Origin of the sequence: Pedobacter punctiformis (assembly GCF_027213715.1) — a bacterium.
GTDB classification, from domain to species: domain Bacteria; phylum Bacteroidota; class Bacteroidia; order Sphingobacteriales; family Sphingobacteriaceae; genus Pedobacter; species Pedobacter punctiformis.
On sequence record NZ_JAPWGM010000003.1, the window covers coordinates 136619 to 157842 of the forward strand.

Consider the following 21224-nt stretch of genomic DNA (forward strand, 5'->3'; position numbering starts at 1 on the left):
TGACTTCTTTTTAAGCTTCTGTCACTTACCTAATTTAATAACAAACTCTTCTCGAAAGAGGTACTTTAAAACTGTCTACTATTTCGATATTTAACCCTGTTAAACTATCGGATAAACAATGGAAAAAAGCTTCGGGTTACGGTTCTTTTTGAAAAATGTCAAAAACAAAAAAAACGATGAAAAGTATGTTTATATCAAGATTACTGTTGATGGAAAACAAAAAGAACTTTCATTAAAACGTACCTGGAATCCCGATAATTGGAACCAGAATAAGGGTAGGGCATCTGGAACAAAAGAAGAGGCAGCAGCATTAAACTCATTCATTGAATCTATAACCGCCAAAGTATATCAAACAAAAAAAGCCTTCTTTGATAATAACCGGCAGCTCACCGCTAAGACCCTCATGAATGTAGCTATGGGAATTGAGCCTGTGAACAGAACAATTTTAAATGTTTTTAGCGAGCATATTAAAAGTATGCAACTTCTTGTCGGAATAGAATATAAACAAAGAACTGTTCATAGGTATAAAACAGCATATAATCACCTCTCCTGCTTCATCAAATCGAACTCCGCCACCAAAGATATTGAACTTAAAGCTATTACTTATGATTTTATATCCGACTATTATTATTGGTTAAGAAAAGAAAAGAAATGTTCTTATAACTCCACAGTAAAGTACCTGATCCTTTTCAAACGGATTACGATCATCTGCCAAAAAAAAGGGTGGATCAATATTGATCCATTTATAGGCTTTAAAACTTCACCAAAAGAAATATCTGTTTCCCCACTAAAGGATGCCGAGCTAAGAGCCATTGAGACCTGTCAAATTTTAAGGAGTCGCCTTTTAGCAGTTCGTGATATTTTTCTTTTTTGTTGTTATACCGGACTCGCTTATGTTGATGTTAAGAACTTAAAGTATTCCAATCTATTCGATGGTATCGATGGAAATAAATGGATTGAAGTTATCAGAGAAAAAACCGCTCAGATATCAAGAATTCCCCTGTTGCCAATAGCACTAGATATTATGATATTGTATAAGAACAAGCAATTGTCTCTTGGTAATGAATACGTCCTGCCAGTATTATCTAATCAAAAGATGAATAAATATTTAAAGGAGATTGCGGAACTGTCTGGAATAAAGAGGAACCTAACTTTTCACATTGCTAGGCATACTTTTGCAACCACAATAACCTTAAGCAATGGCGTACCGATCGAAACAGTATCAAAAATGCTAGGTCATCGTTCGCTTAAACAAACCCAACACTATGCAAGAGTCCTCGATGAGAAAATTTCTTCTGAGATGGATTCGTTGAAAAATAAATTAAAAATACCTAAATAAGTGAGCATTATTATTCACTTAAACCGATCAAAAATCAGTTAATTATTTTAGTCAGTTAACAATATTTAACTTTTGCAAAGTCCTACCTATAATCAGCATGTTTTGATCAATAATAGCACGACAGTTTTTTTTGCATTCGACTTCTTCCATGAATGAATCTATATTGATTTGTTTAGTAAAGTGAGGTATTGTTCAGCAGTATATTACTAACGAATCACCTCACTCTGTCTCTTTCGATATTTTTGCGGCAAAGGGCACATTAATTTCCTGAACTACCATAACGGATGTTCAATTCATTTCTTAATTGAATGTTTTGAGAAATAAAATTATTACTATCAAGGTGTCTTGACACGGAATCATATACGTCTTTATTATTGCGTTTATCTTTGATTGATATGATTGCACAAAACTCCTGACTAAGTTCAGTACCATCAATAACAGCTCTCGCTTCTGCATATGCACTAAATAATCCTTCTAATCTAAGAAACCACTTTTTAGGTGCTGTCAATGCATTCATCGCATTAGTTTGGGTCAATTCGTTAAGATTTATGGCATACTTTTTTACAGGATGAAATTTCTTTCCATAATTCCTAAGTAGCCTTTCGTGAGCAAATTCACTTAGTGGATTATTTAAATGTTTCTTACTATATCTGGCTTCGTGAAGCAAATTTATAGCACCATCAGGACCATATTCATTAAGAATAGTTCGTGTATTTGTATCTCGTTCCTTAACTCTATCATAAGTCCCAAAAGAGATATCGATATTCGACTGACAATACTCAGTCGCATTATTGTTGTCTAGTAAAGGTGCTGTAACTAGTGTAATGGTAATTTCGCCATAAAATTTACCATCCTCGATCATTTCAGACGGATACGGGAAGTCAAGAATTTCATAAAAACTACCTTTCGAAATAGTATCTTGAAGAATCAAAGTTATTTCATTGGGGGAATTGTATAAAATCTCCTCCACATCAGAAGGAAGACCATAGCCCATGTGCTTGATTTTTTCAAGTGGCGGCAGATCTACGCCATTGGGATATTTTGCAGAATGAATAATTAAAGCTTTTAATAGCAATGAATTAAAGTCCTCATCTATTTTATGATCAAGAGCAGCAACCAAAGAAGTAATTCTTGGGGTCGAAAAACTTGTACCAATATTACTTACGGTTCTTCCACCAGTAGAAAAAGATTTTACACCTGATGATGCCATTAAGCCAGATGGTAATATCCCTGCATTACCTCCATAATGAATTACATCCGGTTTTACTAGATTATTAGGACCAAAACCTGTTCTACTAAAAGGTGAAGGCCAGTTCGTTTCTGCTAAATCATAAATCCCTTTTTCATGTGCAATACTACCAACCACTAATGATCTTACTGAATCCGCAGACTTTGGAATACGTTGAGTAGCCTTGGGTATTTTGAAATTCTGACAATTACCTGCGGATTTACAAATTACAATATCGTTGGTTTGTTGGATATCATCAAGAAATTTACCGAAATCGGAGAAATCATTAAGATCGCATTCATCCTGCATTCCGCCAGAAAAATTCCAAATCTTTATATCGGGTCTTTTATTTATTGCTTCTCTTATGTTTTCAATCAATTGATCCTCATCCACCGATTCTAATTTTAAATCCGGAAAGACAGCAGCGCTGTAAAGGCGACACCCTTCGTTGCCAACCCAATTTTTTCCTTGCAACTGATCTCCATAAACAATTATCCCTGCCACAAACGTTCCGTGTGATCTGTCTAGTAAAGTTTCTGGATAACACGAATAAGAATCAGCAATTAACCAGGGAGATAGCTGAGGTATGCTTTGAATTCCTGAGTCCAACACCCCAACAATAGGGTATTCTACACCATCTTTAGGGTATTTGATATCAATTGTAAATTCCTCATCAACAGAATCAAGACCAACGCCTAATTTTGGCATAGAAGTAATAGAATACATCGCCTCAAAACCTTTAATATCCTCTAAGACATCAATTGTTGCATTTTCAATTTTGAAAATAGTCAAATCTGCTGCATACTTGGTTTTTTTGTAAGCAATTTTATGTTCATTGAGTGATTTAATGAACATGCCTTCCACAATATTATTAATATTATAGTTATTATAATTAATAAGTCTTATTTTCAGAACATTACTATCTACTTCAATAAATGGAGAGAAGAGCTCCATGTTCTCTATAGCGGAGAGACCATGAGCATTTTTATCTATCGCTGAAATATTTTGTGAAATCAAAACTGCATCTTTGAGATCGTCAACTTTTATCAACAAGTCACATTCATCAGACATACCTAAGAAATTGAATTTATGACTGACATTAAAAATCTTACCAACTTCTGCTCGATGTGTTTTAGCAACTGCTTTATCTTTTAAAGAAATTTTTAAGATGGCTGGCAAAAAGTTGTCGCTTTCGACCCTATTGATAAGTATCTCTTTGGATTTTTCAATTACTGTAAGAAATTGAGTAGACATCTCAAACAACTCCTGTCTAGAAAGAATCCACTTTGGCAAATCGCCACTGCCACCACCTTCTGTTCTTCTATCGTCGATATCATCTCTCTTTTTAAAAAGTTTGATAGGTAAATTTTTCATGTCCATAATTTCTGATATTTATTTTAAAACATTTCTAACTTGTCTAATTGAAATTTTGCATAGCTCTTTAATCAAATTTTGAGATACGCCTTGATTATTTAAAAAATTAATCAATTGATCTTGAGTATAAGCCCCATGATGTTTGAATAAAAATACTTGCATAATAATATCTTCATAGGTAATTGAAGATCTAGATTCAATGATTTTTCTTGCGATTGTATTTTGAGAAATAGATTTAATACTTGCTGGCGATAATTCAATCATTAATAAAGCAGCTTTGTCCATTTTTTTCTGATCACTCAAAAGATCGCAATCTTGCCCCCCTAGATAAAGCTTCAGAAGATCAACAATTTCATCTTTATTAGGCAAGCCTATTTCAATAATATGATTAAATCGTCGCCAAATTGCTTTATCTAACAATTCATGATGGTTGGTTGCTGCTATTAAAATATTATTTTCTGTAAACTCATCAATATTTTGAAGCAAACTATTGATAACTCGTTTCAATTCTCCAAGCTCATGCTGGTCATCTCTTGCTTTTGCAATGGCATCAAATTCGTCTAAAAACAGAATACATGGTTGATTGCTTGCAAATTCAAACACTTTTCTAATATTCTTAGATGTATTTCCAAGCAAAGAAGACACTAATGAATCTAATCTTGCTACAACAAGGGGAAGTCCAAGAGTTTTAGAGATATATCTTGCCACGGTCGTCTTTCCGCAACCAGGAGGGCCATATAACAACAAAGATGAATTCACATCAAGCCCCGCAGCGCGTAGAGTGTTTTTATGAGAGTTTATAGTTATGAATTGTTGTACAGAATCTTCAAGCTGTTTCGAAAATACCATATCGATACTTCCATCTTCAGGCATTACAAAGTCAACAATTTTCATTCGAGTTTCTTGATCGACTGGCGTAGCAACCAGTTGATCCAAATAAACAGCTTGGGATTTAACATCCTTAAGCACTTTGAGTATTTTTTCAGACAACTTAGCGTCTCCAGATTTAGCTATGTTTTCAGCTAATAATTTTGCATAGCTTGAAACCTTTTTAACATCTTTTGAGAGACCCCCTTCTATTATTTTAAGTATTTCCGTGTACATATTTTTCGTTTCCGATACAAATATAACAAATAACGTAACAAAAGACACAAAAAACGTAATAATTTACCTAAAAATCGTAACAAAATAATAAAAATCGTAAATCAAAAGAAATAACTATCACTTAAACAAACGATTACAATCATTACTTAGTAAAATTCAACCCCTCCATTCTTTACTAATAACAATAAGCGAACGCCATAAATCGTATCTTTTTTAAACTTAAATCAATTCGAACCACTAAAAGACATCATCATTTTTTTCAATAATTTGTTTATTAAATTCTTTATAGGCAGATGACTAATTCTGGATAAAGATGCTTTTTGATTTGTATCTTTGTTATGATATGGAAATTCAATTGTGTTCAAGTATTTGAAATTTGATGCAGGTGAAGTCTATTGATAGAAAGTTCAAATATTGAGGCTATTTATAAGGTTGCGTCATTCGTAGCGTCTATTGTTTATCGACACACAAGTAGTTGACTTATAGTAGATTACAAGAAAGGTTCGCTTCCCGCCCCGAGTACAATAAACAAATCGAACAAAAAGCCATCAGAAATGATGGCTTTTTTGGCTTTCGTAAAAAATGATCAGGCTTATAATCGCATCAGTCTTACTGAAACAGATGAACTATTTTATTTGAATTTTATCTCGTCCAGGTTAATGGTATATACTTTATTTGCAGAATATTCATCATATTTTGCCTCAATAGCATTTCCGGATGTAAATTTTATTTTTTTATCACAACCCGTTACGCAACTTTCAATATAAATAGGAAAATATAATTTTTTCTGTTTATCATATCCTAAAATATTTCCCCTGAAATAAGAAGCAATAATAAAACGGCTGTTTTCAATCGTTGTAGCAGTTGCACGATCACCGGTAATTTTAAATAAATCTTCTTTATAATAAGTACTGTAAATGGTTTCGGGAATATCCGAATGTCCGTTTGCTAAATGATAATCAGCCTGGTTGTCCTTATCCCACTTAACTTCGTAATTTTTGTAGTAATCCGGACTTTTTTCTGCTGCTGCAGGCCGGTAAACCCATTTGCTTTCATTGGCATATTGGTACAATGCCTTTTTAATATCAGGGTATTTATCAAGTTGTTTATTTTCTGTAAATGAACCATCTATACAATCATAGCACCTTAACGAATGCTCGCCTACATACCTCAGCGTGTAATATTCCATACTGTTTAAATCGAGCATGATAAAATTCAAGTCGATTGATGTTACAGCCTGCCCTTTAAAAGTTTCTTTCACCGTGAGTAAAACATAATCCTTATTGTTGATTTTCTTTTTTACAAAGTGGTTCGAATCCAGCTCGGTATAAGTGTATTCATTTGCAAGCAAAGTATCTGTTTTTATTTGCCGGTATTGCCCATCGGACTTTATATATCTGGAAGCCGTGATAAAATTCGTATCTCCAACCAGAAAATAACGGCTATGTGCTGATGCTTCAGCAGCATGAATCCCTATTGTTTCATCCCTGGCATTCTTAACTGAGTAAAGGGCTGCAGGTACAGCATTTTCCATCATTTTATTGGCAATGCTCCCCTTCTCTATATTTGGATTGGTTCTGGAAATTGTATCACGAACATTATTCTGTGTATTTTTTTTGATTTCATTCCTGCAAGAAATCATCAGCAACATACTTATAATGCCATATATTAATCTATTTTTCTTCATTAGTAGATGAGGAAATGCAAGTTTAATTTTTATGGTTCTGCAAATCAACAGGCACTTCATAATTGTTTAATTAAAATTAATCGTTCATTTCACGCGAACTTACCCAAACTAATTTACCTTCCTTATTAAAATGATATGCATCCTGCCACCAGCGGGCTCCGCCGCGGCAAGCGGTGTACAACTGTTTCTTTTGTTTATTTATCGTAACATCACAAAGGCAGGAGCAATTGGATTTAGCATAATCAGGTTCCTTTAGAGCAGCAAATCTTTTGGTTTTAGAATTATAAAGGAAAATTTTGAAAGTCCTGTAAACGCCCATTCCGGCATCAGGTATAGAAAAAGCTACATCGTCATATCCATCAAAATTATAATCGGCAATAATACTCTGTCTTGAAAGAACCAAAGCATCGATAGAAGGCAATATCGTAGTTGTTTTCGTTCCATCAGGATAGCTGATTGTTAATTTGTCATCGTTAAAACTATTAAAGGAAAGTAAAACATCATGCAAAAGATATTTGTCGTTACCATTGGGCTCTTCCCCTTTTCCTCCAACCTGTTCAAGCCTAAAACGTTTCCCGTCTTTTTTCCGCTCATACCAAATATCAAATACATCCTGAAGTCCCGATATAGTAAGCCCATAGCTTCCATTAACCTTTCCGTCTATAATTTCATCCCACACGTAGGTATCAAAAGTTGGTTTAACAGTAAGATTAGTTACATAACTTTTTATTTTTAAGGGTATAATACCTTTTTGTCCCTTGTACTGCACACAAGCGCCCTTGCCTCCTGTTCCAAAATAAATTTGGAGAGAGAATTCTTTTGTTTCACCTGCAGATTTCAAAGTAAACGGCTGTGCATTTACATTGATCATCAATACGGATAACAGCATTATAAGTAAAAACCTTTTCATTATTTTTCTTTTTTCAATTCTTCCGGATATTTTTGATATCCGTTGTAATGGTATGATTTTTCAGAACCTTCGCCACAAACCGTATAAAAAATACTGGAAGTTGAAACGTCATTTTCTGAAAAACGGGCATTGCCTTTGGTTACAGGTTCTAATTTGACATATTTCCTCAAATAATGGTCTGCATTATATTGGTTTTGACGGTAATATTCTTCGTTTTCTGCGGCATGTTTACTAATGTATTCATTTGATGCCTCATTGTAAACATAATTCAGAGAATCTGGCGGAGTGAAAGAATTATAATGCTTATTAACAAAAAGTACATCTTCCACACGATCTTTTGAAATATAATATTGTTTTTTCCACTCCAAAACTTCTAACCATTGCTGCTGATCTTCGTTGGACTGTTGTTTTAAAAAATCTTTATTGCCTAAATATCCTGCTAGCTTCAAAACTGTTTTATCCTTAAGCGCAGAGATCATTCCTTTAAAATTTTCATAATAATGCGTTGGCTTGTTATATATCAAAATAAAATCATTGTAACCTTTATCATTATTATACAGCCACGAATAATTGATCTTTTCCCCGCTCCATTGGGCTTCTTCAAGTATTGAAAGCACCATGTTTTTAGGTTTCTTTTTGGCTTCATATACAAATGGTCCATCAAAACAATTGGCATCTTTATTAAACACTCTTTTTATGCTTTCACCCTCAAATTGTACAAAAGTTTTTCCACCCCGGTCAAAACCTGAAAAATTTACCCTTGTACCATTTGCCATACTTTTATTTTGATAAGCATAAACTTCAAATAACTTTGGCTTATCGGGAGAAAAAAGTAAGTAATCTTTTTCAAAACCATAATTACCAAAAATTGCTGTGGCATAACCGTATAATAGAAATTTACCATCATCAAACAGGTAAATCCCTTCTGTAGTACTACCGTAACGTCCGCTTAGTTGTTTGTAACGCAAATCTTTATTGTTTTGTTGAGCAAATCCATAAGTTATAAAAAATGATACTGCACATAATGCTATAAATCTTTTCATTCAGTTTTACTTATTGTCTATAAAATATATCAATCCGTTCATGAATAAAATCATGACTAAAACACCTATACCTAAAATAAAAAGGGCTACCTGTACAGGAGTCATTTTGTTTATCAGCGAATATTTTATTTTCTCACCTTTTACCACATAAACTCCAAAATTTGGAATAATATTGGGCCTTGCTATATTTTTTAATATTTTTTTATTAAAATGCATATCGATATAAGGTTTGATAAACTCAACAAAGGCGTCCAGTTCGTCTATATCCTCCTGTGTAGAAAATGGTGCAAATGCCGCATTTCCCACCCTTATTTTAATAACCTCTTGCTTCGTTTTAATTGTTAAATAACGCAATCCTGCATTTCCAATATTCTTTATCATTTTGATATCTTCAAAATGCAGATTATACGTTATGTCTTTAAATTTTATATCAAGCTGCTCGTTTTCAATTTTTATGTCCCATTTGTTATTCCTTATTTTTTTAACCAATTGTTTTAAAATAAGGGTACTTATGGCGACTGTTAATGTTGCTGAAAAAACAAGACCAGACAAAAAGTATCCGTTTGGAAAAATCAGATTGATTGCATATAAAGTTCCCAGCATGATTATTAGCGACGGAATAATTAATAATAAGGCTAACCTGAGTTCTGTTTTGGCATCAAGCCCGCGAAACGTAAAAACTGTATTTCTCATTGGTTACCGACTGGAATTTTCAAATATTGAGATTTTATCGTTGAACTTATACCAGAAATACTACCAACCTTCGCCGATAGACGAAGGCGGTAGGAATCGAAGCGTAATTATTCAATTTTATACAAAAGCTCAATGGAAAAACCGAGCGTGAAATTTGCAATTCAGTATGATTTATCAATTATATTTCAGGCTGATACACTCTGTTAAATCGTAGTTTACTTTTACGGTTAACAAGAGCATATTAATAGCTATATTAATTCATGCATTTGTGAATTAATATTTAAATGTAGCAATAGAAAACTTCTTAAAAAAGTTAAATTAATATTCGATGGCTTTCATCCCATATCCGTAGCCTTTAACAAAATATTTGTAAATGTTTTTTTTTAAAAATGCAGATGGACGTTAAGACTATTAACCAACAAATTTTTTAATAATACTATTCATTTATATTTGTTTAATAAAAAATGGGAAATTGCATCTAAATAAAAGAAATGAAAAAAATAATTTTACTTCTATTCAGCACTATCTTTTTTTGTTCTTGTTATGTTTCAAAAAACCTGAAAAGCGAACAGATAAATAATTCGTGGTTTGCTTCGTTTGATGGATATAACGGAAAAGAGAAAATCAAATTCAAATCGCAGGAAAATAAGCTGGTTTATCTAAGTTCTCAATTAGAAAACTCTTCAGGAAAATTGGAATTACTAAATAAAAATGAAGTAATTCCGAAAATAAACAAGGTAAATCACAATAAATTTCCTTTAAATAAAAACGTAGAAATTCAAATTATTGGAACACATGCAAAGGGCTCGTTTGCTTTGAAGTATCCTGTTTTAGAAATCAAAAAAATCAAAGTCAATTATAATCCAAATGTTGAATTATTGGCCTTAAGTAATTTCCTCATTAATTATGAAGATTTCAATGGCATTTCTGAAAAACAAACTTTTAATATAAATGGTAAAGATGTTAAAGTAAAAGATTTTTATGCCTTAACACTAAAAATTGCAAATGAATTTAAGCCATATTTAAAATCCAAAAATCTTGAAACGATAAAATCTTATCTTGATAAAGATTTTTATCTGCATTTTTCAAATTTTGTATTGAGTCTGGATAATTTCCCCAATGCAATAGTTAAACCAGACAATAAATTTCTAAGTCACTTTTCATCTTTAGATGATGCAAAGCATTTTGTAACTGCTTTCAATGACTTTTGTAAAGAGATTCGATTTGAAAATTACCTGGAAAAATACAAACCTTATTATGAGGAAATGATTTCTGAGGTCTCAAAAAATATCCCTAAAGAAAATTTCATTACGGAAATGGAACACTTTTATGGTAAAGAAATAGAAAATTACAACTTGTATCCGAGTTTGACAGTTCCTTTTAGCCAGGGCTTTGCTGTTGGAAATGATAATATGATTGGAAATGTCTTCGGAAGTTTCAACGTACCTGAAAAAATAGAAAATCCTTCCAGCTTGAATTTAGGGTTTGATAATACCATATCTTTAAGAACAGTTTGTATCCATGAGTTTGGGCATTGTTTTGTAAATCCGGTGGTAGATAAAGTGGACGAAAAAATTATTCAGTCAAAAGAATATCTTTTTGATCCTATCAAGAGTAAAATGTCTGAACAAGGTTATAACCAATGGAAAATATGCCTTTACGAGCATTTCAACAGAGCAGGCGAAGTGGTTATCGCCAGATTAATAAAAGATGATAAGAAAGCAGAGCAGATTTTAAAAGACAATGTTGAAAACAGATCGTATATCTATTTACCCCAAATTGTAGAAAAACTGGAATATTGGTATAACAATGAATATTTTACTAAAACTTACGACCAAAAAATAAGCGAAATTATTTCTCAATTTCATTAAAATATTACTGTATTCAATGGCTTGATGTCGTTCCGGATTTTACAGGTTTACTGTAAGATTAGATAAAATCAATGCTTTCCTTCATAACACCTCCATTTTATATCAGAAAAATGTTGAGGCGTATCCTTAAAAATAAAAGGTATCTTCACCGAAATTATGGGTTACGCAAAAGAAAGAGGAAAACTGGAAAAGTTGTCCGAAAACATTAATGGTTTAGCTATTTATAACGAAAAAAGTTTAGCCATCCTAAATGACAGTTATGAAAAATATTCGCACTCGGTTAGAATATTAAAAAACAAAGTGCCTGATTTATTTGGCTCACTTTATGAAAATGAGTTACAGGACATCAAAAAAGGCAGAAAATTGCTTAAAGAAAGTGAAACAGACGAATTACGCCAGCAAAATTTTCTTGAATATAAAAACCTGATCCAAATTGCTTTAGAGAAAACCATTCAGGTTACAAAAGACGCTAAGTAGAGGGAAAAATCAATTATAGATTCCCACCTCTTTAAAAAATGAAAGCCATTCATAAGTTATGAATGGCTTTTGTAATTCTGCCTTATTTATAACAACCCCCGTTTTCTGAGCATTGGTTTAATATCCGGATTATGACCTCTGAAATTATAAAACATTTTTCCTAAATCTTCAGTATTGCCTTTAGATAAAATCATGTCCCGGAAACGTTGTCCATTAGCTCTGCTTAAACCTCCATGCTCTTCAAACCACGAGTAAGCATCATTTTCGAGCATCGATGTCCAGCTGTAAGCATAATAACCTGCGGCATAGCCATTACTCCAAATGTGCAGAAAATAACTTGAGCGGTAGCGCGGTGGCACGTAAGACAAATCTAAATGTGTTTTCTTTAACGCATCAGTTTCAAACTTATCTACATCCTGCAAAGGTGCATTTGGCGCCAGGGTGTGCCATTGCAAATCCAATTCAGAAGCAGCTAAGGCTTCTGTAAAAATATAACCTTCATTAAACGAACCTGCCTTTTTAATTTTGTCCAAAAGCGCCTGTGGCATAGCAGCCCCCGTTTGATAATGAACAGCATAGTTTTTTAACACCTTTGGATCTGATGCCCAATGTTCATTAAACTGAGAAGGAAATTCTACATAATCGCGTGCAACATTAGTACCTGATAAACTAGGATACTTCTGATTGGCAAAAAGGCCATGTAAACCATGTCCAAATTCATGGAACATCGTTGTTACATCATCAAAACTAATTAAAGCGGGTTTACCTGCCTCAGGTTTAGTAAAATTACATACATTATAAATGACAGGTTTGGTACCAAATAATTTAGATTGAGTAACCAAATTATCCATCCATGCGCCACCATCTTTATTGTCTCTTTTGAAATAATCACAGTAAAACAAGGCAATCTGACTTCCATCTTTATCAAAAACATCAAACACGCGAACGTCTTCCTGATAAACCGGTAAGTCTTTGCGTTCTTTAAAACTAATCCCATAAAGCAAATTTGCTGCATAAAATACACCATTCTGCAGCACTTTATTCAGTTCAAAATAAGGTTTTACCTCGTTCTCATCTAAATTATACTTTGCTTTACGCACTTGCTCTGCATAATAATCCCAGTCCCATGGTTCAACCTTAAAGCCATCCTTTTGCTGATCAATTACAGCCTGAATATCTGCAGCCTCGCCTTTTGCCTTTGCCGTTGCTGCAGGAACAATTTTACTAAAGAATTCTTCTACTGCTTCGGGTGTTTTAGCCATTTGATTTTGAAGTTTCCAGGCAGCATAATTTTTATAACCAAGCAACTGCGCCTGCGAGGCACGAATTTGAGCAATTCGTGAAATGATCTTACGGGTATCGTTCGCATCTCCTTTCTCAGCACGGTTCCATGAAGATTCAAAAAGTTTTTGACGAGCTGCACGGTCTGCCATAGATTGCAATTCGGGTTGTTGAGTCGTATTTTTTAATCCTTTACCCGCAGCCTGTAATTGTGCTGTAAATTTAGCACTCAAAGATGATTCTTCTTTATTCAACTCCTTTAGCTTTTCCTTATCAACATCTGATAATTTCGCCCCGGCCAGCTCAAATTTTTGGTAATAATATTCCAATAATCTTTCAGATTCTGCATCAAGCTTCAGTTCAGACCGTTTTTGATAAATAGCCTCTACCCTTTTAAATAACTTCGTATTCAAATAAATTGCATCGCTATTGGCCGTTAGCTTCGGTGCTTCTTCTTCCTTTACTTTTTGCAGTTCGGGATTCGTATTTGCACCTGTTAATAAAGTAAACACCATATTTACCCGGCTTAAAAGTTGTCCGCTCTTTTCAATTTCCAATATGGTATTCTCAAATGTTGGCGCTTCCTTATTTTCGGCAATCTTTTCAATTTCGGCCATTTGCTGCTTCATGCCTTCTTCCAGTGCGGGTTTAAAATCAGTATTTTTAATTTTATCAAAAGCAGGTGCATGAAAAGGCAGTTTACTTTCTGCATAAAACGGATTAGAACTAGAAAATGCTTCTGCATTATCTTCTGTTTTGTTGTTACAGGCACTTATAACAGCGAGTAATGCCAACATGGGCAGGTAAGATTTTTTTTTCATTCTTATAATTGATTAAGGATGCATCATTTTATACTCATTGGTTTAATAAGCTATAAATCGATGATTTCATGAATTAATAGTTAAGCATAAATAAATGTAAGAAATAATGACTAATAACAGGATTTCTGTCACAATATCATCTAAAAGTAACATTTCTACATGATTTGATTTTCATAATTATTGGTTTGAATTGAATACTTTGATTATAGTGCCTTATACTAAATTTGCAGTGTAATTTTCTGTACTATGTTCTGAACATTCAACACTTGGATTGCTTTTTAACATCTTAATCCCAATGGAATGGCAATTAAACCTTAATTTAGTATATTATTAGTACTTAGAGTTATGTTAACCAAGAATCCGGAGTTGTACACGGTAAGTAAAAGTGAGTCCTTAGAAGATTTTTATAACCGGTTAAAAATTAACCGGCCTGAAATGGTTATACCGAGTTTAAACATGGTAAATGACATGGGTCATTTTAACGTGTTTAAAAGGTCTACTCACTGTACTCTTACCCCATCGCCCTATAACCGCAGAGATTTTTATAAAATTTCATTGATTATTGGTTCCGGCATTCTGCATTATCCTGATAAAAGTATTGAGGTAAACGGTCGTGCGCTACTGTTTACCAATCCAAATATTCCTTATGCCTGGGAAGGCACTTCGGATAAACAGGCAGGCTACTTTTGTTTATTTACAGATAATTTTATCCATAACCGGAACGAAAGTTTAAGAGAATCTCTTTTATACCGCATTAACGATAATCCGATTATTGAGATTAATGATGAACAGGAGGATTGTTTGAATGCTCTTTTTTGCAAAATGATGCAGGAAATGGATGGCGAATATGTGCACAAATATGATCTTCTACGCAATTATGTTCAATTGATTGCACATGAAGCATTAAAAATTCTGCCTTCAGAAAACATCTCCAAACCCAGTAATGCAGCGGTACGCTTAACCTCATTGTTTATAGAATTATTAGAGAGACAATTTCCGATTGGCTCTACCGATCATACTTTAGAACTTAAAACAGCCCATGATTTTGCCGGCAGGCTTTCAGTACACGTTAATCACTTAAACCATGCAGTAAAGGAAGTTACGGGTAAAACCACTTCTGAGCATATATCAAAACGGGTTGCAACCGAAGCTATTGCTTTGTTAAAACATACAGAATGGAATATTGCCCAAATTGCCTATTGTTTGGGTTTTGAATATCCGGCTAATTTTAACATTTTTTTTAAGCGCCAGATGCAGTGTACGCCAAAATTTTTCAGAAAATAAATTAGATATTGGACGGTTTCGGTACCCCTTGATTTTTCATCAGGGATAGGGCAAAAAGCGGAAATAACTTTAAAATAGCCACTGGTTTTGCTTTACAAAACAGCCACCTTATCCTTAAAAACTTCGGATACTCTATAATGAAACTGTAACTCCGGCATTCACTCCAGCCTTGCCACCAGCAGCGACCAAAATTATGGTGTTTATTGGGTACAATTTGTTGTTTATAGTTTTAAACTTTTAGCCAGCCTGTAATGCTCATTCTTTTGGTATGCGTTACGAAAACTTCATGTGCAAGTTGATCACTTTTGAAAAATACGCTTTTTCCATTTTCAGGAGCTATATTTTGAAAGCTGTTCAGATGATGAATACAAAGTTCTCCCCCGTCTTCAGTCTTCCAGTCTAAATTCAGGTACATGATCATTGAAAATTGCCTGCTTCCATTATGCTGGAACTGATCGATATGTTTTTTATAAAAAGCGCCTGGTTCATACATGGTGTAATGAAATTCGTAACCTGTAATTCCGGTATAGCAGGTGCGGTTTAAATAAAGTACAAAACGGTCCATCAAATCGAAAAAATCATTTTCGTGCGGATCGTTGTGTTTTCTGTCGAGCCAATAAATTACATCACTCCTGATCAGTTTATTTTGCAGCGCTACTACATCATTTCCGATTCCGGCTGATAGTAATTTTTCTTCGTTAAATAAATTAATCAGATTTTCTTTTAAATGAGCGGCCAGTGAAAGGCTTAAAAAATTTTCTGCAATACCAACTTCATTTTCGATAAAACTATCGATCATGGTATCAAATATTTTTTCCAATAAGGTTGTTGGTCACTTCTAAAGCATTGTGCTGTAACCGGGAGTAAGGTAATCTAATTAAATGGTTAAAAAACCCTTTCTAAAATTCAACCCTGAAAAAAGATTGGCAGGTTTAAAAGGCAGGGCAAAATGTATTGTAATTTTTAAGAAACGATTGTTTGCTTATAATTTCTGTTGAGTATATTGCTTTAAATTAAAAATCGGCTAACATGGATCAGAAAATCATCAACCTTTACGATGAGTATACGCACAGTAAATTAAGCAGGAAAGATTTCATCAAACGGCTATCAATTATTGCCGGTAGTACTGCTTTAGCGCTGACTATTTTGCCCTTGTTAGAAAACAATTACGCCGCAGCTTCTTCTTTTGATGATGATTCAATTGAAGTAGGAAACATTACGTATGCTGGAGCAGATGGCGAAGTAAAAGCCGTTTTAGCTAAACCTAAAGGTAAAAAACATTTGGGTTGTGTATTGGTTATCCATGAAAACAGAGGTTTAAATCCACATATTATTGATGTAACTAAAAGAGTGGCCGCTGAAGGTTTTATCGCCCTTGGAGTAGATGCGCTTTCGCCATTTGGTGGTGCGCCTGCAGATGAAGACAAAGGAAGGGAATTGATTGGAAAATTAGACCCTGAAAAAAATCTTCAGAATTATTTAAAGGGGCTGAATTATTTGCGTAACAGAAAAGATGGTAATGGTAAAACCGGATGTATTGGTTTTTGCTGGGGTGGCGGTATGGCGAATAAACTGGCGGTTAACGATCCAAAATTAAATGCTGCCGTTGCCTATTATGGCGCACAGGCAAATGCAACTGATGTTGCTAAGATAAAAGCCAGTGTAATGCTGCATTATGGCGGACTGGACGAAAGAATAAATGCTGGTATATCTGCTTATGAAGCGGCTTTAAAAGACAACAAAATAGATTACCAGCTATTTATATACGAAGGTGTAAACCATGCTTTTAATAATGATACTTCGCCTACCAGATACAATGAAGCCGCAGCCAAACTTGCCTGGAAAAGAACCATTGATTTATTTAAGGCTAAATTGGCTTAGTTGGCTTTTAGCTCCAGCTGATATACAAAACCTTTATTTCCGGCTAAAATAACCGCATTACCTTTTTTAGCCTTTTGTACAGAATTAAAGCTGACATCAGAAATATGTTTCCAGTTTTGCCCTCCATCTGTTGAAATATCAGTTCCGGAAGTGCCTGTTGCCACTAAAGTTTTTGCATTGAGGTAAGCTACGCCAGAGCGGTAACCAAAAACAGGTGTAACTGGCTTTGTCCATGTTTTGCCTCCATCTGCAGTTAGTACAATATTATTACTGTTTTCTTTGTCTTTAACATAATTTCCTCCAACGGCAACGCCGTTTTTAGCATCATAAAAATCAATAGAAAAAGGGCCTGTACTATTTTCTCCCTGCCATATCGGGCATTTAAAAACCTGCCAGTTCGCACCGTAATCGCCTGAAAAATAAATGTTAGAAACCTTACCGCCTGTTGCAACCCAAACTTTACCGCCTGGCAAAGTTTTGATCGTTGTTCCGCTTGCTGCAAAGCCTGCTTCACCTTCCGCTAATACCTGTTTCAAATTTGCCGATATCGCTGTCCAGCTTTTACCGGCATCGGTCGTTTTAAGTAATTGCATTTGGTTTTTAATCGGATCCCCAAAAATAATGGCTTTATTTTTATCCCAGAACCCCAAACCATCTAAAAAAATTGCAGTATCCATATTTTTGTAGGTTTCGGTCCAGCTTTGCCCACCATCTATTGTTTTTAAGATGTAAGCTGGTGAGCCTGCATTTACAACAATGGCTTGCTGATCATCAAAGGCTTCGATGTCCCGAAAATCTAATTTCTCATAACCTTTGGGTTTTATCCATTGCCAGGTTGTACCGCCATCCGTTGTTTTTCCAATGGTGCCACCACTTCCACTTACCCAGGTTACCTGATTAGAAACCACACTTAAACCTCTGATACTTGTTTTAGTGTTTTCGTTTAAAGGCTTTAAATTATACGTTTGCCCGGCGCAAAAAAAAGGTGCCATAAAAAGGCACCATAATATTTTTTTCATCTCTCAGTATTTATTTTACTCTTCTAAAGGTTTCCGAACGGCCTAAAAGAGAAATCCCTACGTAACCTCTAACATTTAAAACATCAGTACTTTTTAAGGTCATGTTACAGCTATATGTTTTTCCACTTTTAGGATCATAAATTGTTCCGTCAGTCCATTTACCGTCATCAAAAATAAAGTTTTTTAAAATTTCAAGGCCCCACAACGGACGGTTTTGCAAATTTGCTTCAGGGTTTTTTGAATCTGTTTTTGGTTTTCCATTTAAGTTTGGCTCTTTTAACCAGGCCAGTTTACCAAAATATTTATCTCCTTTTTTGTAGATCTCTATTTGTCCTTCTCCTGATGGGTTAAGCCATTTACCAAGAATAGCATCTTTATTTTGTGCAACAGCATTATAAGCCAATGCAACAAAAAGAAGCATTAAAAACGGGAATTTTCTCATAACTGAATCTATTTAGTGTTTTTAAATATAGCGATTAGAACAGTAACGCGAAAAAATAATTAAAGTTTTAAGAACTGGTTTAAATTTCACTTAAAATCCTGCCTGTCAGTCTGAGCCTGCCGAAAACTTTTACTTAAATACTTCGGCTGGCCCAATATGACAAATTTCAAATATTCATCAGCCTATAAATTAGGTAATGCCGGCAATGGTACGATATTACTTTGTAACTTCCAATACCACTACATTATCAGGCTCATTGTAGTCATATGATGCCGAAATGGTCGCTGTACCGTTCTTCAATTCTGTTTTAACTGCCACACTATTTTTTAAGAAATAAGCTTTGATTATTTTTTTAGAAGGGAAATTTGGCAATGAAATTTCTTTGTCGCCTTTAAACACATGAACAAAGATTTTATTTCCTTTTTGGGTAGTGCAACCCCACTCCTGCGGTTTTAGGTACCCGGCTTTTGTAGCATAAATACTTGCGCCGTAAGTTTTTAACCAACCTCCCATAAAAGCAAGCCTGTCTTTAAACTCCTGCTGGATATCGCCATTAGGCATTGGCCCGATGTTAAGTAGTAAATTTGTTCCTAAACCTGCAGCTTTAGCCAGGTAATGCACCAGTTCTGCAGGCGTTTTACAGCTGGTATCGCTCAGGTTAAAACCCCATGATCCATTGATTGTTTCGCAGGTTTCGACAGGTAATTGATTTGAGGCCTCCTGAAAACTTAAACCTGATTTATTTTCGCCGGGTAAATCCCTTTCAAACATTTGAAAATCTTCTCCTGGTAATGGGCTTAAATGGTGGTTATTTCCAATAAGACATTGTGGTTGCAGTTTGTGAATCAGGCTATAAATTTCGTCATATTTCCAGTCAATACGCGATGAGCGGTCTGCCTGACCTTCAGGTGCGGTTTGATCCCAATGCCCATCGAACCAGATTGCACCAATTTCTCCATAATTGGTTAACAGCTCCGTCAATTGGTTTTTCATAAACTGAAGATAGCTGGCATAATCGCCCTTGCCTTTTCGACCACTGGATTGCCCGGTCCGACCCGTTTCATGTGGGTAATCTTCTCTTCTCCAATCTAATAAAGAATAATATAAGTTAAGCTTAATACCTTGTTTATGACATTCATCGGCCATCATTTTTACAACATCCTTTTTATAAGGAGTATTCATGATATTAAAATCAGAATATTTGGTATCCCACATGCTAAAACCATCGTGATGACGGGTAATCAGGGTAATGTATTTCATTCCGGCATTTTTAGCCATACTTACCCATTTTGCAGCATCAAAATCAACCGGGTTAAAAAAGTTTTCGAGTAAGGTGTAATTTTTAACGGTTAATTTACGATCGTTCATTACCCACTCTCCACTACCGGGAATACTGAATGGCCCCCAGTGAATAAATAAGCCAAAACGTTCATCGCTAAAAGTTTTTCTGGCTGCGAGATTGGCAGCAGTTGGCGTATAGGTTTGAGCGAATAATTGAAAACCCGCTAAAAAGAATAAAGTGCTTAATAAAAGTTTTTTCATTTGGGATAGATTGGTTAGAATGTGTTCAGGTCATTCAATTTTAAAGTTAGCCCAAATTGATGAATATTTTTTTCAATGCTATTGTCAAATCTTTAAGCTTAATTGTATTATTTTTCTAAAATACCTGAACGATTTAAGGCTTAGAAAACCTTAAATAATTACTGACTGTAATCAGAGTTGAGTTTATTATGCATTTTTTCCAATTGACGGATGTGACGTTTTGTATGGTAGGTTACAAAGTAAACTGCCTCAAGCCGTGTTAAATATCCATAGCCTGGTAGCTGCCAGGAGGTAGTTGTTTTGGTTAAATCCAAATCACTGACTGCCCGAATAATATCCAGCTTAATTTGATTCAGTTTTTGGATCAATTCCTGTTTATCGTAATCTTTTAAAGGCGGCACTACAAAGGATGGGGCTTCCATCCTAATGCTGAAATTTTCAAAATCTTCCTTGATCTTTGCCACGGCCTGATCTGCAGGGCGGTTAGTTTCTTCAACCGGACCATTTAGCATAGCTGTAAAACCACCATTGGCCATAATCATATGTTTGGCCAATTGTCCGGCTGTCCAGCTGCCTTCAAATGGAACTGCGTTAATTTGTTCCTGACTAAAGCCATCAAATAATGTTTGCAATGCGGTTAATGCATCATCAACCTCTTTATATACCTTTTCCATATTACATATAATTCATGGCTTTATAGCCTAAAAGTCTGCGCCACAGTGCAATCTGACCAATACAATTTGCTTCTCTGTAAGTATTAAAAGCAATCATATCAAATAATTTCATTTCCATGCCGGGCATTACAAAAGGCTCGTCAATTTTTTCATTGGTAGCTTCAGTTAAAGCGGTTTGTAATACGGGCGATATGGCAGCCCAATCTTTTTTAAAGTCATCCAGCGAAGGGTAAATTACGCCGTCTTCAATGCCTTTATGTTCTGCGAAGAGTGCCCCGGTAAAAGATGTTAAATTAATGCCGAATGATTTAGCAAGTTCATATCTTCCGGCTACAATGCTTCCGGTAATCCAGGCTATATGATTGGCTTGTGTATCCAGTCTTTTTTGTGCATCCTCATCGCCTATTCCATCTAAAGCGCTGATTAGAAAATCAGTATGCATTTCGTAAAGAACAATGATACTGTACAGGCGATCACTTATTGGTTTGTTTTTCATGGCTTTGTTGTTTTTAACTTATATAAAGTTAAGCGCTTTATTTACGAAACGTTGTTGC

The 21224-nt window shown here is 34.7% G+C and carries 18 protein-coding genes; 5 read left to right on the forward strand and 13 right to left on the reverse strand.

Features of this window, described 5'->3' with window-relative positions:
* Positions 1-118: 118 nt before the first annotated feature.
* Positions 119-1339, forward strand: a complete 1221-nt coding sequence (locus O0955_RS09595; RefSeq protein ID WP_269427331.1) for a site-specific integrase — start codon at positions 119-121, stop codon at positions 1337-1339.
* A 259-nt stretch (positions 1340-1598) separates the two neighbouring features.
* Here the strand turns inward: O0955_RS09595 and O0955_RS09600 are convergent, their stop codons facing one another.
* The 6 genes from O0955_RS09600 to O0955_RS09625 form a co-directional block, all read right to left on the reverse strand.
* Entirely contained in the window at positions 1599-3941 is a 2343-nt protein-coding gene (locus tag O0955_RS09600) for a S8 family peptidase (protein ID WP_269427332.1), read from the reverse strand.
* Between the two features lie 18 nt (positions 3942-3959).
* Complete coding sequence (locus O0955_RS09605; RefSeq protein ID WP_269427333.1) at positions 3960-5045, reverse strand: AAA family ATPase; 1086 nt, start codon at positions 5043-5045, stop codon at positions 3960-3962.
* Positions 5046-5676: 631 nt separating this feature from the next.
* On the reverse strand, positions 5677-6732 hold the full coding sequence (locus O0955_RS09610; RefSeq protein WP_269427334.1) for a hypothetical protein: 1056 nt from the start codon (positions 6730-6732) through the stop codon (positions 5677-5679).
* A 76-nt stretch (positions 6733-6808) separates the two neighbouring features.
* Entirely contained in the window at positions 6809-7642 is an 834-nt protein-coding gene (locus O0955_RS09615) for an XAC2610-related protein (protein ID WP_269427335.1), read from the reverse strand.
* The gene (locus O0955_RS09620; RefSeq protein ID WP_269427336.1) at positions 7642-8685 is read right to left on the reverse strand and encodes a preprotein translocase subunit SecD; all 1044 of its coding nucleotides are present in this window, start codon (positions 8683-8685) and stop codon (positions 7642-7644) included. The genes O0955_RS09615 and O0955_RS09620 overlap by 1 nt, the downstream gene beginning before the upstream one ends.
* Before the next feature lie 6 nt (positions 8686-8691).
* The gene (locus tag O0955_RS09625) at positions 8692-9378 is read right to left on the reverse strand and encodes a hypothetical protein (protein WP_269427337.1); all 687 of its coding nucleotides are present in this window, start codon (positions 9376-9378) and stop codon (positions 8692-8694) included.
* Positions 9379-9869: 491 nt separating this feature from the next.
* Between O0955_RS09625 and O0955_RS09630 the strand changes: the two genes are divergently transcribed.
* Positions 9870-11249, forward strand: coding sequence for a DUF4932 domain-containing protein (locus O0955_RS09630; RefSeq protein WP_269427338.1), 1380 nt, complete (start codon positions 9870-9872; stop codon positions 11247-11249).
* A 156-nt stretch (positions 11250-11405) separates the two neighbouring features.
* Positions 11406-11726, forward strand: a complete 321-nt coding sequence (locus O0955_RS09635) for a hypothetical protein (RefSeq protein ID WP_269427339.1) — start codon at positions 11406-11408, stop codon at positions 11724-11726.
* A gap of 86 nt (positions 11727-11812) precedes the next feature.
* Here O0955_RS09635 and O0955_RS09640 read toward each other — a convergent pair whose 3' ends face one another.
* Positions 11813-13828, reverse strand: coding sequence for a M3 family metallopeptidase (locus O0955_RS09640; RefSeq protein WP_269427340.1), 2016 nt, complete (start codon positions 13826-13828; stop codon positions 11813-11815).
* 345 nt (positions 13829-14173) lie between these two features.
* Between O0955_RS09640 and O0955_RS09645 the strand changes: the two genes are divergently transcribed.
* Positions 14174-15112, forward strand: a complete 939-nt coding sequence (locus O0955_RS09645; RefSeq protein WP_269427341.1) for a helix-turn-helix domain-containing protein — start codon at positions 14174-14176, stop codon at positions 15110-15112.
* A gap of 229 nt (positions 15113-15341) precedes the next feature.
* Here the strand turns inward: O0955_RS09645 and O0955_RS09650 are convergent, their stop codons facing one another.
* Positions 15342-15932 (reverse strand): 2OG-Fe(II) oxygenase, encoded by a 591-nt coding sequence (locus tag O0955_RS09650; RefSeq protein WP_269427342.1) that lies wholly within the window; start codon positions 15930-15932, stop codon positions 15342-15344.
* Positions 15933-16141: 209 nt separating this feature from the next.
* On the opposite strand from O0955_RS09650, the gene O0955_RS09655 reads away from it, so the two are divergent.
* Positions 16142-16993 carry a dienelactone hydrolase family protein gene (locus O0955_RS09655; protein ID WP_269427343.1) on the forward strand — a complete coding sequence of 284 codons (852 nt, stop codon included), beginning with the start codon at positions 16142-16144 and terminating at the stop codon, positions 16991-16993.
* Here the strand turns inward: O0955_RS09655 and O0955_RS09660 are convergent.
* The 5 genes from O0955_RS09660 to O0955_RS09680 form a co-directional block, all read right to left on the reverse strand.
* Positions 16990-18012, reverse strand: coding sequence for a WD40/YVTN/BNR-like repeat-containing protein (locus O0955_RS09660; RefSeq protein ID WP_269427344.1), 1023 nt, complete (start codon positions 18010-18012; stop codon positions 16990-16992). The two genes, O0955_RS09655 and O0955_RS09660, sit on opposite strands and share 4 nt — an antisense overlap.
* 10 nt (positions 18013-18022) lie before the next feature.
* A complete protein-coding gene (locus O0955_RS09665; protein WP_269427345.1) occupies positions 18023-18454 on the reverse strand; it encodes a DUF2147 domain-containing protein in 432 nt (143 codons plus the stop codon).
* A gap of 216 nt (positions 18455-18670) precedes the next feature.
* Positions 18671-19996: an alpha-L-fucosidase gene (locus O0955_RS09670; protein WP_269427346.1), complete on the reverse strand. Its 1326-nt coding sequence runs from the start codon at positions 19994-19996 to the stop codon at positions 18671-18673.
* A gap of 158 nt (positions 19997-20154) precedes the next feature.
* Entirely contained in the window at positions 20155-20670 is a 516-nt protein-coding gene (locus O0955_RS09675; protein ID WP_269427347.1) for a DinB family protein, read from the reverse strand.
* A 1-nt stretch (position 20671) separates the two neighbouring features.
* Positions 20672-21166 (reverse strand): DinB family protein, encoded by a 495-nt coding sequence (locus O0955_RS09680; protein ID WP_269427348.1) that lies wholly within the window; start codon positions 21164-21166, stop codon positions 20672-20674.
* Positions 21167-21224: the final 58 nt, after the last annotated feature.